We start from the raw sequence: 15,310 nt of genomic DNA, 5'->3' as shown, positions 1-15,310 counted from the left end.
TCAAAAATATATTAATCTCATATTACTGATTTGCAGTATAATTAGTTTAAATTTATCATTCGGAGGCAAATTTGAAAGGCGATGAGAATTTAAAAAACTACTTTTCAAAATTGGACTTAAGCGGTGAAATTTCAGACAAATTTTTAGAGCAATTCATGAAAGATCTTATAATAAACCGCACTCTTGTAATTTCCGAGCTTGAATTTGCCTTCGCAGAGATTGAAATTTATCTATCAAGCAAAGATAAAAACGTCTATAAAAGAAGCACAAAAGCGGGTGAAATTTTCTTTCACAACTTTGGCTTTGATATCTGCTTTGCAACTAAAGATGGCAAATTTGGCGGAGTGCTTATCCGATCTTTAAGACAAATTTATCCTGAAAACAAGAGCGAATTTATCCTCGGACCAAGACGGTGCATGAGTAAAATTTTAAACTCAGCCATCAACGAGCTAAATTTCACACTTAAAATCTCCGAAGATCAAGAAAATTTTGGCTCTAGAAGCCAAAGGATAAGAAGAGAGATAGATAAAAAGCCTTTAAGATTTACAAGCGAGAGTTTTGAAAATTTTATCGCAAGCAACGATAAAGAGGCTAAAATTTATAAAACATCTTTAAAACGTTACGAGCGGTAAAAACTTGGCGATTTATCACTCGCACATCAAGTCTAAAGCCATAAATTTGCAGTCATTTTCAAATTTATCTATAAACAAAATGATCGTCGCTTTTAAAATCCACTACCTCAAAAGTGCCTTTCCATGCAAAAATATAGATAAAAAAGCTAACAAGCAGAAAAATTCCGCCAAAAAAGCTTAAAAAATCCAACACGACCATCACAAAGCCGGCAAAGTAAAACACGATATATTTCCTAAAAAGCCCGTTGCGAGTAAGACGTGCAAGCTCGGAAAATACGTTAAACTGAATCATGAACACATATATAAGCAAAGCTAAAGCCGCAAGCTTAACCGCTACTATCAAATTTGCAAATTCAAGCATCAAGCTTGACGCTATAATCATAACCACCGACAAACCGATCAAAATAAACATAGATTTAGCGTAATTAGTGTGTATATCGGGGCTTTGCGAGATCGTGGCGATATTTTTTAACGCGCAATAAGTTAGTATCATCCCCGACGTAATCGCAACGACTTCAAGGACCTCTTGCTTTTTGCCAAAAACATCAAAAAACACTATATATATTTTGATCAAAGCAGGCAAGAGCGCGGATAAAATTCCTTGCCATTTAGCAACTGACAGCAATTCGTAATCTCTTGCCGCTTTTATCGTCTGCTCGCTTCTTTGGGGCTCTTTTTGAGGATCATTTTCAGCCGGCTTGCTTTCATCTTCAAGCTGTATAATAAATATATTTTTAGCTTGAGTGCCTTCGGGCTTAAAGCGAACCCTATCGCCGATAGCGGCTATGGCGTTTTTGCAATCATATTCACTGAATTTGTAGTATTTACCGTCATCAGTAACAATAGTATCGTTATCTATGACCGTTGCTTTCATAAATCCTCCTTGCAAGAACGATTTTACTTGACAAACAAGCCAATTATAGCAAACTTAATAAATTTAAGCTAATTTATACATCTAAGCAATAATTCAGTAGCATAAACGGTCTTCGTAATAAATACAAATTTTACGCTAACTCATCCAAATTTTACGGTTTAAATTTAGATCGCGGACGATACTTATGAAGCTTTTTATCTCGTTTTCATATCCCGCGATCGCTTTGCTTTTGCCGACTAACATCTGCGACATATCAGGCTCAAAACTATCCTTGTCCATATCAATTGCCATATAAATTTTATCGGCTATCAAAACGACGTTCATAGGGCAGTTAAACCTGCGCTCAAGATACTTAAACTGCTGCATAAGATAAGGAGTTAGAGCATATCTAGCGCCAATCTGATCGGTCGTATAGACATCAAATATCTCTTCAAATTCCACATCGTCCATATGAGCTTTATGCCCGTATCTTTTAAATTTGGTAGAAAAATCCTTGTGCCTAATTTGCGTTACAGAGCTTAATTTCTTATGAAAATCCGCTACAAAAACTACGCCCAAAAACTGCACGCTTTGTCTTTTGCCGTTTTTAGTTTCGATAATTTTTGACGCTCGCACATCGCTAAATTTGATATTTACGCCATCCACATGGCCAAATATCAAGTCGTTGCCAGTGTATTTATCGATATCAGAAGTATCGTAAAGCACCTCAAAATGCCCCATATGCACAAATTCCGTTCTACTGTAATTAAGCCCTAAATTTTCAACTATCTTTTGTATCACTTGCTGCTTAAATTTCTTCGTAAAATCCTCGGTAAGCATATTTTTAAAAAATCCAAGCAAACCAAAAAAACAGACGACACAAACTAACACACTTTGAGATATATCGCTCGTAAGGTTATACAAAACCCCGCCGGCAAAGAGGCTGATAGAAGCTATCAGTATCCTCATACGAGTAAGTTTGGCGTTAATTTTTTTGCGCTCAAGCTCCAAAAGAGCCAAATCAGTCACGTTTAAAAAGCTCGCTTACATTATGGTTTGCGCGTTCATTTTCAGGAGCTTTGAAAAACGCCGCCTTTTTGAAATTCATCAAATTTGCAACGATATTTGAAGGAAACATCTCAACGGCATTGTTATACTGCGTAACTGCGGCGTTATAAGCCCTTCTGGCTGCTGAAATTTGCTCTTCGACCTCGTTTAGGCTCTTTTGTAAAGTTAATATATTTTCATTTGCTTTTAGCTCAGGATAGTTCTCGACCGCAACTTTTAAATTCGGCATAAGCCCTGAAATTTGGCTGTTTAGATCAAATTTTTGCTCGCTTGTCATAGCTCCTTGCGCGCTTGATCTAAGTGCGGTAATGCGCTCTAAAAGGGATTTTTCATGCACCAGATACTCTTTTACGGAAGCTACTAAATTTGGTATGAGATCATAGCGACGCTTAAGCTGAGTATCAACTCCCGATTCGATATTTGAAACTTGATTTCGCTTCATTACAAGCGAGTTGTATATAAGCACAAAAGCCAAAACAAGGGCAACAAAAGCCCCTAAAGCATAATACATCTCTCATCCTTTTTGTTTAAAATTTTCAATAAAGTATATCAAAAATAGAGTTAAAAATTATAATTAATTATTATTAAAAATAACCCCTTAAAAGCATGAGAGGCAAATTTGCAATCTGCCTCTTGTATTATGAAATTTAGCCTAGTTAGTCCAAATTTTTCTATTTAATTTAAGCTCTTTTACGATATCGGCAAATAACCTTATCTCGTTTTCATAAAGCATTATGGTAGTGCTGTTTGCAAAAGAGTGATGATAGCTAGCTTCAAAATGATCTCGCCCGGTATTAGCCGCTATATAAAGCTTATTGTCCTTAAACAAAGCGCTTAGCGGAGCGTTAAATTTAGCTCCAAGCTCCTCTAGTCTCTCCATCAAAAGCGGACTAAGAACATATCTGGCGCCTACTTCATCGGTTGAGTATGTATTAAACATCTTCTCAAATTTTACGTTATCCATATAAACCTTATGTCCGTACAAATTCAGCATAAACTCTTCTTTATGGTTTACGACCGTTACGTCGCTAAATTGCTTATTAAAGTCGGCTACAAAGATAACACCCTTAAACCTTACTGTAAATTCCTCGTCTCCTTCCACTCTAAGAAGTGTCATTTTGTTCATATCTTCATAGGCGACAAAGTCGCTAAATTTGACGCTTACTCCGTCTATTTCGCCGTGAATGAAGTCCTCTACTTCATGTTTATTTACATTAATTTTATACATCTGCAAGAAATCATCAAGACCGACCCCGCCTGAAGGACTATATCTAAGTCCGTAACTTTGGACTATAGCGCTTATAATCTGCTGTTTAAAGCGCCCTTTAAACTCTCTTTCCTTGGTTTCGGTAAGCATAAAATTCGTAAGAGCATACACTACTACACCCACAGGACCTGCATAGCTTTCATCTATAAAGTAAGTTATCAATAATGCAACAACGCCGACAACGATAGAGATGATTTTGGACTTTTGCATGGTAGCTAAAAGCTGCAAACGCTCTTTTTCCAAATTTTCAAGCTCATTAACAAGGTCTAAATTTCTACTTTGAGATAACCTAGCTAGATCATCTTGGTTTATGGAATTTTTAGCCAGCTCCTCGCTTGCAACGCTCTTTTGCTTATACTTTGCGGCTCTTTTTAATACATAAAACAGACCCGCTCCCGCCAAAGCGTAAGATATGATTTGAGCGACCATGTGTTGAGACTGCTCAGGAACTAGCGCTCCTACAATACCGAAAGAAAGCGAGATAGCCAACACCGCAAGCACAACTATCCTTGCGATATTCCAAATTTTTTGCGCTTTTTGGCTTTTAGGAGTGTATTTGAAAAACGGCTTGGCTATAAAAAATAGAATTAACCCCAAGATAAGATAAGCGACAATACTCATCGAAGAAAATCCGAATATCGTTTTTGGTAGCACGCTTAGAATAATTAAAAAAAGTATAAAAGATCCTATAACTATGCCTACGCCCTTAAGCAATTTTTTGATAAGCCCGCCTGATGGCTTTTTATTTTCTTGATTTTGCATTTTATATCCTTTTAGCTGCGCTTAAACAGTTCGCCTACATTATGAACCTTCGTCTCTTCCTCGGGGATATTAAAAAACACCGCCTTTTCAAATTTCATAGAATTTGCGATTATGTTTGAAGGAAACATCTCTACAGCATTATTATATCTCTCAACTGCCGAGTTATAAGCCCGCCTTGCAGCTGAAATTTGCTCTTCGATCTCGTTTAAACTCTCTTGTAGGTGCAAGATGTTTTGGTTTGCTTTTAGATCGGGGTAAGCCTCAAATGCCGCTTTAATACTTGGCAAGAGGCTTGAAATTTGACCGTTTAGCTCAAATTTTTGCTCTTTTGAAGATGCATTTTGAGCCTGTGTTCTCAGCTCGGTTATCTTTTCCAAAACGCTTCGTTCGTGAGTAAGGTACTGAATCACCGAAGAGACTAAATTCGGTAAAAGATCATACCTTCGTTTTAGCTGCGCATCAACACTGGCTTCAACGCTTGAGACCTGATTTCGCTTAGCAACCAAAGAGTTGTAAAGATTTATGATATAAAGCACTATAACCGCGAAAAGTACCAAAATCGCAACAATTTCCATTTCCGCCTCCTTATAAAGATTTTATTTAAGTATAACGAAAATATTTTTATTTATATACAAAATAATACGCTTTTAAATTATAAGGATTACAAAAAGTTATATGCGTTAAATTTCAGCTGACTAAAGAAAAATTTGAAACGTTTTTATTATGCAAAATTTAAATTTCAAACCAAAGCTATCAAGGATAGTTTATCAGGCTTAAAATTTAAATTTCAACTCGGTAAAAATAAATTTTACTCTTTTGATTTCGCCATTCTGCGTCTTATAGTCGGGTCAAGATAGCGTTTTCTGACGCGAATATTTACAGGCGTTACTTCGACTAGCTCATCTTCTTCGATCCATTCAAGAGCGCGCTCAAGACTTAGCTTTCTAGGCGGAACAAGCTTGATCGCATCATCGCTTCCGCTCGCACGAACGTTGGTTAAATTTTTGCCTTTGATAGGATTTACGTCAAGGTCGTTTGGACGGCTATGCTCACCGATTATCATGCCGACATAAACTTTAGTCTGCGGATCGACAAAAAGCACGCCGCGATCTTGCAGGTTAAATAGCGAATACGCAAGCGTTACGCCGTTTTCCATAGAAACTAGCGCGCCGTTGCCTCTTTGCTCCACGCTTCCGCTAAGCGGGCGGAATTCCAAAAAGCTATGATTCATCACGCCTTCGCCTTTGGTATCTGTTAAGAACTGACTTCTAAAGCCGATTAGTCCGCGCGCAGGGATTTCAAATTCGATTCTGGTTTGTCCGTCACCCGTAGGGCTCATTGAGACCATTTCAGCCTTTCTGCGACCAAGTTTTTCTATGACCGTTCCGCTAAATTCATCAGGCACGTCTATCACAAGCAGCTCAAAAGGCTCGCATCTTACGCCCTCGATCTCTTTTACGATTACTTCGGGTCTGCCAAGACAAAATTCAAAGCCCTCTCGGCGCATATTTTCAGCCAAGATCGTTATCTGAAGCTCGCCGCGCCCGCTAACTTTAAATTTCCCTTCGCCTTGGTTTTCATACTTCATCGCGATATTTGTCTTCATCTCGTTTGCAAGTCGCTCATCAATCTTATTTGACGTTACGTGTTTGCCTTCCGTTCCCGCAAGCGGGCTATCGTTAACCGAAAAAACTACGCTTAAAGTAGGCTCTTCTATGCGAAGCGGATCAAGCGGCATAGGCGAATTTGGATCAACCACGCTATCGCCCACGTCAAGCGCGTCAAATCCCGCAATCGCTACGATATCGCCCACTCCGGCTTCTTCTATATCGCGTCTTTCAAGCCCCAAAAATCCGATGAGTTTTGAAATTCTACCCGTTGATTTCGTACCGTCCGCTTTGGCTAGCATTACGTTTTGGTTTTTAGAAATTTTGCCGTTAAAAATTCTCGCAATACCTATTTTGCCCACATAATTATCATAATCAAGCGTGAAAACTTGAAGCTGCAAAGGATTTTCCAAATTTCCGCTTGGCTCAGGTACATGCGCTAAAATCGTCTCAAAAAGCGGCTTCATATCGACATTTTCATCGCTTAAATTTAACTTTGCATAACCGTTTCTAGCAGCTGCATAAACAACAGGGAATTCAAGCTGCTCGTCATTTGCTTCAAGAGCCACGAAAAGATCAAAAATTTCATTTACTACGCGATCAGGATCGCCTGCGGGCTTATCTATCTTATTTACCACGACTATCGGGCGAAGACCCAAAGAAAGAGCCTTTTTAACGACGAATTTGGTTTGGGGCATAACGCCTTCTTGCGCATCTACGAGCAAAAGCACACCGTCAACCATCTTTAGCACACGCTCAACCTCACCACCAAAGTCCGCGTGCCCCGGAGTGTCGATGATGTTTATCTTTGTATCTTTGTATTTTATCGCGGTGTTTTTTGAAAGGATCGTTATACCGCGCTCTCTTTCGATATCGTTGCTATCCATAACACGCTCGCCGACGTTTTGATGCTCGTTAAATGTGCCTGATTGTTTAAGCAGCTCATCAACCATCGTCGTCTTGCCGTGATCAACGTGCGCGATGACGGCTATATTTCTAATCTTTTCCAAAATTTCTCTCCGTTTATTTTTTAAACTAACAGCCGATTTTATCCAAAAAAGGCTAAAATTTTGTTTTAGTGGTTTTTAGCTTTAATTCTAAATTAAATTAATTTTCATTATAATCATTTGTTTTTATAAATAATCAGAGGCATCATTTTTTATGCTAACCACACACAATTTAAGTTTAACGATAGATCAAAAAACTATTTTACACTCATTAAATTTGGAATTTCAAAGCGGTAAAATTTATGGACTCATCGGACATAACGGCTCAGGAAAAAGCTCGCTTATTAAAATTTTAGCCAATCAACAAAAAGGTTTTAGAGGAGAAGTAAGACTAGATGGCAAAAATATCAAAGAATACAGCTCAAAGGAATTTGCTAAAAAGCTAGCCTATCTACCTCAAATTTTACCTGATACCTCTCATTTAAACGGCTTTGAGCTAGTAAACATGGGCAGATACGCTCATCAAAGCGGATTTGTAAGAGATAGATCAAAAGACGAAGAGATAGTGCTAAAATGCCTTGAAGCGACAAAGACGCTTCAATTTAAAGATCAAGAGGTAAGAACGCTTTCAGGCGGAGAAAAATCAAGACTATTTTTAGCTATGCTTTTAGCCCAGCAAAGTCAATTTCTGCTGCTTGACGAGCCTTTAGCTCCGCTTGATATATCCTATCAAATTGAGGTTATGTATCTCATATCAAAACTTTGCAAGGAGCTAGAAAAGGGCGTGATAATCGTCATTCACGATATAAATTTGGCTTCACTTTACTGCGATAGACTCATCGCTCTTAGATCAGGCGAAGTGATCTTTAACGATAGGGCTTCAAACGTGATGAATGAAAATCGACTAGAAGATATTTACGGTATCAAGGCTAGTATTATTACTCATCCTGCTAAAAACCAGAGTGTAGCCGTATTTTGATGCGTAAATTTTTATTTTTACTTTTACTCTGCCTAGTCTCCTTTGCGAGTGAAAAAAGAGTGGTTGCCGTTGATTGGACGGCGGCTGAAATTTTAAGCTTTCTTGAGTATAAAATAGCGGCAATCGGCGACAAAAGAAACTATAAAATTTGGGTAAAAGAGCCGAATTTGGACGAAGAGGTTATTGATCTTGGGCTTAGAATGAAGCCGAATTTAGAAAACCTAATAAAACTTAAAGCAGACGTCATCATCATCCCCTCATTTTTTGAATTTAACAAAAATACTCTAGTCCAATATGCAAATATAGCCGTAATAGACGCATATAAAGAAGGAGATTTGTATGAAAATTTGATAAAAGCCACAAACAAAATAGCTAAAATAATCGATAAAGAGAGTAAAGCAAAGGAGCTTATTGAACAGCATGAGAAGTTTTTTGAAAAGCTTTTGAATGAATTTATCAAATTCGGAGATAGACCCTTTGCTGTTGTGCAATTTGTAGACAATAAAAGGGTTAGAATTTACGGGAAAAACAGCATTTACGGGGTAAGCCTAGAAAAGCTTGGGCTTAAAAATGCGATTGGTGACGAATTTGACTTTAATCTTTGGGGTATAGCCACAATCCCTATTACGTCGCTATTTTCTATACCCAAAAACACTCGCTTGGTCGTGATTGAACCAAATCCCGTGGATATTGAGCGGGAAATTAAATTTAACGGAATTTACAGAGCTTTGGGGTTTTTTAACGATTATATCAAAATCAAGCCTGTGTGGAGTGCGGGTGGGTTTATCTCCATGCAAAGATTTGCCACCATGCTACTAGACGGACTAAGATGAAAAGTCTTTTTGTATTTCTATTTACAGCTTTTATCGCTCTAGCCGTATTTGCCGTATCGTCTCAAATAAACGCTTTAAATACACAACCAAGCGAGATAAAAGAGCTGGTGGTGCTTAACTACACCCTACCCCGTATTGCGGTTGCCTTTTTAAGCGGGGGCTTTTTAGCTCTTGCTACTACACTCATGGCGCAGATCACGCAAAATCCGCTAGCAAGTGATAGCACACTCGGAGTTGGTAGCGGGGCGGGATTTTTCTTGTTGGCGGGAGCTTTATTTTTCCCAAATTTAGGCTTTAATAGCGTATTTAACTCCTTTATCGGAGCGACAGCAGCCTTGTTTATACTATTTTTAATCTCTTTGGGGCGTGGATTTTCGGTATTTACTACGACGCTTTCGGGGCTTATCATAGGGCTATTTTTTGGCTCGCTTACGACTTTGCTTATGCTATTTTTTCAAGAAGAGAGCTTCTTTTTAGCCGTTTGGATGAGTGGGGATCTCGCACAAGACGGGGTTTATAATCTTTTAATGATGATGGCTTATTTTATCCCGGCACTTATTATGATAGCCTATTTTTCACGCTCTTTTCATCTCTTTATGCTTGGCGATAGCGCTTGTAAATCGCTTGGAGTAAATGTAAATTTGCTTCGTATCATAGGACTCTTAATAGCCGCTTATCTTACCGCCGTAGTAGTGGCATACGTAGGCATCATAGGATTTATCGGACTTGGGGCTTATACGGTTATAGACCGCTTTAAATTTAGAAATTTTGGCATCAAACTAATATCGGCATTTTTATGTGGCGGACTTATACTTGGCGTTACCGATGAAATTTTAATCATCATCTTAAATTTAAGCGGGATAAATTTACCCGCTGGCGGCATAAGTGCATTTTTGGGTGCTCCTCTTCTTTTATGGCTCGTATTTTATAGTATTAAACAAGGAGAAAGCGCAGCAAAAAGCGAGGATAAAACCCCTGCAAAACCTGTTAGTAAATTTATATTGCCGACTTTAGGCGTAAGCCTAATAGCTATCTGTTTAGTTTCGTTATTTTTTGGTTCTTACGATTTTGTCTTTGATATATTTAGCGTGCGTATAAGCAGGGTAATAGCGGCACTTACAAGCGGTGCGATGCTGGGTGTGATAGGCGTGATTTTACAGCGTCTTAGTCAAAATGACATGGCATCTCCGGAGCTTTTAGGTATAAATTCTGGCGTTAGCTTGGGCGTGCTAGCGGCGATATTTACTATGCCCGCCATGAGCATAATCTTTGGCGTAATAGGAGCGTGCATTATGCTTGGATTTATGGTAGCAATAAATTATAAGAGCAAAATGCTACCGCAAAAAGTTATCCTAACAGGCATTGCCATAATGGCGTTTGTAAGCTCTATTGAAAAGATACTTCTAGCTACGGGTGACAGCAGGATATACAACTTCATCTCCTACTCTTCCGGAAGCACGTATTCTGTTACTTTATCTTGGGCTTTGGCGATGATAGCCGTAGCGATTTTTGCACTAGGGGCGGCACTATTTTACTCGCGCGAGATTTCTATACTCACTCTTGGAGAGGCAAGTGCGTCAAGTATAGGCGTAGATACGACCAAGTATAGGATTATTCTATTTTTAATTTGCGCCTTTGTTAGTGCGATTGCGACTTTAAGTATCGGACCTATTAGCTTTGTTGGGTTACTAGCTCCGCATATAGCTTCGTTTTTAGGATTTTATAGAATACATTTACACATAATTTCGGCACTTTTAATAGGTGGAATTTTAATGGTAACGGCGGATTTTATAGGACGCACTTTGATAAGCCCTTACGAGATACCTTCGGGACTTGTGGCTACTATTATCGGAAGCATATATTTTGTGATAATGACTAGGAGATTAAAGTAAATTGTAAATTTTTATAGGAGGATAAATTTATCAACTCTATTTTTAAGATGATTTAAGCGGCTTTATTTATAAAGTTAAAAATTTTAGGAGATACAAAAAGATCTCTTACAACCGTTTTATAAAAATAGATTTGATAGATTAGAACAAATTTTAAAAAGGAGAATTAATGAAAAATAGTTTTAGAAGCGGTTTGCTTCTTAGTTTGAGTGCTTGCGCTTTACTAGCAGCAGAGAGTGTTGAGTTGGATGAAATTTCAGTCGTAGGCTCGGTAGCTAAAGGAAGCGGCAAGATAGAGTTTATGCAGCCCGGAACTACCACCGTAATAGATGAAAAAAAGATAGTCGAACAAGGCGCAACTCAACTTGATAATGCTGTTAAATACGAAGCTGGCTTCATCAATCCTTACGGTACAGACTTAGATACTACCGATTGGCTTAAGCTTAGAGGATTTAACGCAACCGTTACGCTAGACGGCTCAACTCCGTATAAGGGCGGATATTTAGGTGCCCAACACGATCTTTACGGACTTGAGAGTATCGAGATCGTAAAGGGTGCAAATTCGCTTCTTTATGGTGCTTCCAGCACGGGCGGTGTTATAAATTTAGTTAGCAAACGCCCGACAAATACCCCGTTTGCAGAAGTCGGTCTTAAACTCGGAAATAAAAATCAGCGAGGCGTGTTTTTTGATGTTAGCGATAATCTGGCTACCGACAAAGTAAAATTTCGCTTAGTCGGAAATTACGAGAAAAAGCACGGAGATATGGATTTCACAAAAAACGAACACTACTATTTAGCTCCGTCGTTGCTCTTTTTAATAGGAGATGAGACAACTTTAACACTTCTATCTAGCTATACAAAAGATAAAGGCACGGGTGTAACGGGCTTTTATCCGTATCCTAGCGTGCAAAAAAGCTCAAGAAAAGACAATACTAGCTCTGCAAGCGATTTTTTGCATAGAGAGCAGTATTCAGCAGGGTATGAGTTATCGCATAAATTTAACGATAGCTTCAAATTTTCATCAAGCTATAAATTTAATAGAGAAGAAAAAGAGCAAATGGCTACGCTATATGTAGGCTTTTTTGGACGCACACAAATAGACGCGGACGTAAATACCCATACCTTTGACAACCGTCTAACGTATGACTTTGATAGTCAAAATTTTAAAAATAGTTTAACTATAGGCACAGACTATCGCAAGATCAAAGCTAACGGAAAATATGGATTTGATAGCATAACACCTTTTGCTATCGGACAAAGACCTATAGTAGCAAGAACAACTGCTCCGTATGACTACATAGTGGATCAAAGTCAGCTTGGTTTTTATATAAACAATCAAGCGACATTTTTTGATAATCTAATAATCACCTCAGCTGTTCGCCGCGATAAATTAAAAGAGAATTCAGATACTTTAGGCACTAAAAACGACTACGATCTATCAAAAACTACATATCAAGCAGGAATTTTATATAACTTTTCAGAGATTGGACTAATGCCGTTTTTTAACTATTCGGAAAGCTTTACTCCGGTAGTCGGAAGCAATAGTGCAGTCGGATACAAACCTATAGAGGGTAGACAATATGAGGCGGGCGTAAAGTATCTACCTGAATTTATAGATAGTGAATTCAGCCTATCATACTTTGACATAGAAGAGAAAAATGCTCTAGTAGGAGGTATGGTCGGAGGTCTATATATACAATCTCAAGCAGGCAAGCAAACAAGCAAGGGCTATGAATTAAGCGCGAATACAAATCTAACAGATAATCTAAACTGGCTATTAGCCTACACACACTATACGAATACAAAAACTCATGGCGGTGCAAAGGGCGAGATAGTAGCCACAACGGCAATGATGCCAAAAGACACTCTATCTTCGTTTCTAACCTATAGGTTCAATCTAGCCTCTAACCATGGGCTAAAAGTAGGTGCGGGTATAAGATATACCAGCTCAACATCAGACGGTCAAAATTCCAGCTTTAAAAACTCTTCTTACACTCTATTTGACGCAATGGCGGAGTATGATTACGCCAAAAAATTTACTCTTAGTTTAAATGTAAACAACTTAACAAATAAAGAGTATTTTACCGGTTGTGACGGATATTATTGCTACTATGGCGAGGGTGCAAGAGCCACGCTAACGGCGAAATATAAATTTTAATTTTTAAGCCTGTGATCGAGGTATTCTTCCAAGATCACAGGTCTTACTCTACTTAATATTTGGAACAAATTTTGCATATACTTTAGAAGTTAAATTTTAAAGGGGCGATTTATGCAAACTTCCCAGAGCAAAATTCTCTCGTTTGACGCTAGTATAGCAGGCGGCATTAGGCAGCAGCCAAATACAAACTCAAGCAGCGAAGAAAACGGCGAATTTCTATCTTTGGTTCTTGAGTCCGCAGTGGGCAAGGGCGAAAATTTAGATGAAAAAGATATAAAAAATATCGTAAATTCCGTAAATATGTCGGCTCAAAAAAGAGCGCAATCCGAGCAAAAGAGCGAGGATATAAACGTAAAAGAAATTTTAGGCGACGAAGAGGCGGGCAAGCTTTTTACAAACGTTACGTTTATGCAGCTTTTGCAAATCCTTGAGATGTTAAACGGTGGCGAGAAAATTTCCAAATTTCCAAATTTCACCGCTCCGCTTGCCAAAGCTCTTTCAAATGAATCGACTATTCACGAATTAAAGAGCGCAAAAAATATCCATGAGCTAATTGCCATTGCTAAAAAGCTAAATTTAGGGCTTGAAAAGATAACGATAAGCAAAGAGCAAGCTAGCGAACTAAGCGCTAAATTTCCGAATTTAGGCAAAAAAGAATTTTTTCTACCGGTAAAACCTGCTGAAATTTATAGCATGGAGCTAAAAGCAAAAGTCGAAGAAGCCTTGCAGCTTAGCAAAGACGATACCCAGCCCGTTAAGCTAAATAAGCTCCTGCAAGAGATTTCAAAAGAAATAGCAAACGAAGCAAGAGCGAATTTAAGCTCAAATTTAGGGGATAAGCAGACTCCAAAAGTGGATAATTTAAAGTCCGCCCAAGTTCAAATTTCAAATGGAAATTTAGCAAAAAGCATTGCAACTAACGAAACGACAAAAGAGGCAGTGGCTCAAAACATACAAAAAGAAATTCAAAAAGAGTCCATAAAAGCAGATATCTCAAAATCCGAAATTTTAAAAGTAGACGAAAAAAGCCTAAATACAAGCAAGGTAAATTTGCAAAGCTTGCTTTATCCCCAAAGAGAACAAAGCGAAACTAGCGGAGAACAAAGTAGCTCAAACAGCGAAAGCGAGCTAAATTCCATGGTGCGTGAGATAATGCAAAACGCAAGAAGCCAAAGCAAAAATTTACAGCTTGTAAAACAGACGTTTGATAACTTTAACACTACTCTAAAAGAGCAGGTTGAAGCTTACAAATCGCCTTTTATGCGCTTTAACATTACGCTTAATCCATTAAATTTAGGCGAGGTTGAGATCACGATGGTAAATCGCGGAAACAACCTGCATATAAATTTTAATTCCACGACGCAAACCATGAATTTGTTTTTGCAAAATCAGGCGGAATTTAAAGCGAGCTTAGTTAATATGGGCTTTACCGAGCTTGAGATGAATTTTAGCGATCAAAATCAAAGAAAAGATCAAGGCGGCAAAGCATATAAAGGTTCAAAATTAACAGAAAACGAAAGCATGGAGATAGCCGAAAGTCCTATGCTTGAAATCGTGTTACCGAAGTATATTTAATAATCAAAAAAGGAAAAAATATGGCTACAAATATCAATAACGGCTTAGGCTCAAATCAATTCACAATCGACAAAATGAAAGCGCAAAAAGAGGCTGAAGCACTTGCTAAAGCAAACGGAACAAATCCTAGAGCGCAACTTGATAAGGATGCGTTTATGAAACTTCTTTTAACAGAACTTCAATACCAAGATCCGACAAGTCCTATGGATAGCGAAAAGATGCTCACGCAGACATCCCAACTTGCCACTCTTGAAACTCAAGAAAACACAAACCAGATGATGAAAAAGCTAGCAGATCAGCTTAAGATGAGTACAAGTATGTATGCGGTTTCGGCTCTTGGCAAGATGGCAAACGTAGGCGAAAGCATAATAGTAAAAACCGATAAATCAACTAATATTAAATTTAACGGTTACTTCGAAAAAGACGCCACTGAAGGCACTTACACTATCAAAGACAAAGAAGGAAACGTCATAAGAAAGCAGACCTTTAAAGACGCTAAAGCGGGAGTTTTTGCCCTTGAGTGGGACGGCAAGGACAACTCCGGCAACGAAGTAAAAGCGGGCGTTTATAATGTAGAGATAGCCTACAAAGACAAAGACGGCAAAGATCACAACAGCGGCACGGGCACATACCCTGTCGAAGCGATTAGATTTGTCGATGGAGAAGCGCAGGTAAAAATCGCAGGGCAATATGTAAATTTAAGCGCGATTAAAGAATTTACCGAACCTAAAAAAGGATAA

At 38.4% G+C, this 15,310-nt stretch carries 12 protein-coding genes and 1 pseudogene; 7 read left to right on the top strand and 6 right to left on the bottom strand.

The window, feature by feature from the left end; genetic code table 11:
* The first annotated feature begins 71 nt into the window (after positions 1-71).
* Positions 72-632, top strand: coding sequence for a sulfate ABC transporter ATP-binding protein (locus CDOM15925_RS05415; protein ID WP_169941874.1), 561 nt, complete (start codon positions 72-74; stop codon positions 630-632).
* Positions 633-696: 64 nt separating this feature from the next.
* On the opposite strand, the gene CDOM15925_RS05410 is transcribed toward CDOM15925_RS05415, so the two are convergent.
* From CDOM15925_RS05410 to typA, 6 genes are all read right to left on the bottom strand, one after another.
* Positions 697-1,506: a hypothetical protein gene (locus CDOM15925_RS05410; RefSeq protein ID WP_169941872.1), complete on the bottom strand. Its 810-nt coding sequence runs from the start codon at positions 1,504-1,506 to the stop codon at positions 697-699.
* A 135-nt stretch (positions 1,507-1,641) separates the two neighbouring features.
* The gene (locus tag CDOM15925_RS05405; RefSeq protein WP_169941870.1) at positions 1,642-2,505 is read right to left on the bottom strand and encodes a DUF3137 domain-containing protein; all 864 of its coding nucleotides are present in this window, start codon (positions 2,503-2,505) and stop codon (positions 1,642-1,644) included.
* Position 2,506: 1 nt separating this feature from the next.
* Positions 2,507-3,064 carry a LemA family protein gene (locus CDOM15925_RS05400; protein WP_169941868.1) on the bottom strand — a complete coding sequence of 186 codons (558 nt, stop codon included), beginning with the start codon at positions 3,062-3,064 and terminating at the stop codon, positions 2,507-2,509.
* A gap of 141 nt (positions 3,065-3,205) precedes the next feature.
* On the bottom strand, positions 3,206-4,582 hold the full coding sequence (locus CDOM15925_RS05395; RefSeq protein WP_169941866.1) for a DUF3137 domain-containing protein: 1,377 nt from the start codon (positions 4,580-4,582) through the stop codon (positions 3,206-3,208).
* 11 nt (positions 4,583-4,593) lie between these two features.
* Positions 4,594-5,157: a LemA family protein gene (locus CDOM15925_RS05390; RefSeq protein WP_169941864.1), complete on the bottom strand. Its 564-nt coding sequence runs from the start codon at positions 5,155-5,157 to the stop codon at positions 4,594-4,596.
* Positions 5,158-5,390: 233 nt separating this feature from the next.
* Positions 5,391-7,199: a translational GTPase TypA gene (gene typA / locus CDOM15925_RS05385; RefSeq protein ID WP_169941862.1), complete on the bottom strand. Its 1,809-nt coding sequence runs from the start codon at positions 7,197-7,199 to the stop codon at positions 5,391-5,393.
* Positions 7,200-7,350: 151 nt separating this feature from the next.
* Here typA and CDOM15925_RS05380 point away from each other — a divergent pair.
* The 6 genes and pseudogenes from CDOM15925_RS05380 to CDOM15925_RS05355 form a co-directional block, all read left to right on the top strand.
* A pseudogene (locus CDOM15925_RS05380) lies at positions 7,351-7,857 on the top strand (ABC transporter ATP-binding protein); the annotation flags it as partial.
* Between the two features lie 257 nt (positions 7,858-8,114).
* Positions 8,115-8,948, top strand: coding sequence for an ABC transporter substrate-binding protein (locus CDOM15925_RS05375; RefSeq protein ID WP_169941858.1), 834 nt, complete (start codon positions 8,115-8,117; stop codon positions 8,946-8,948).
* Positions 8,945-10,840 (top strand): iron ABC transporter permease, encoded by a 1,896-nt coding sequence (locus CDOM15925_RS05370; RefSeq protein ID WP_169941856.1) that lies wholly within the window; start codon positions 8,945-8,947, stop codon positions 10,838-10,840. Before CDOM15925_RS05375 ends, CDOM15925_RS05370 begins: the two co-directional genes overlap by 4 nt.
* A 166-nt stretch (positions 10,841-11,006) precedes the next feature.
* A complete protein-coding gene (locus tag CDOM15925_RS05365) occupies positions 11,007-12,995 on the top strand; it encodes a TonB-dependent siderophore receptor (protein WP_169941854.1) in 1,989 nt (662 codons plus the stop codon).
* A gap of 111 nt (positions 12,996-13,106) precedes the next feature.
* Complete coding sequence (gene fliK / locus CDOM15925_RS05360; protein WP_169941853.1) at positions 13,107-14,570, top strand: flagellar hook-length control protein FliK; 1,464 nt, start codon at positions 13,107-13,109, stop codon at positions 14,568-14,570.
* Between the two features lie 20 nt (positions 14,571-14,590).
* Positions 14,591-15,310, top strand: a complete 720-nt coding sequence (locus tag CDOM15925_RS05355) for a flagellar basal body rod modification protein (RefSeq protein ID WP_211436680.1) — start codon at positions 14,591-14,593, stop codon at positions 15,308-15,310.

Source organism: Campylobacter sp. RM15925, assembly GCF_012978775.1.
GTDB classification, from domain to species: Bacteria; Campylobacterota; Campylobacteria; order Campylobacterales; family Campylobacteraceae; genus Campylobacter_A; species Campylobacter_A canis.
This window is presented reverse-complemented; position numbering and strand designations above follow the sequence as displayed.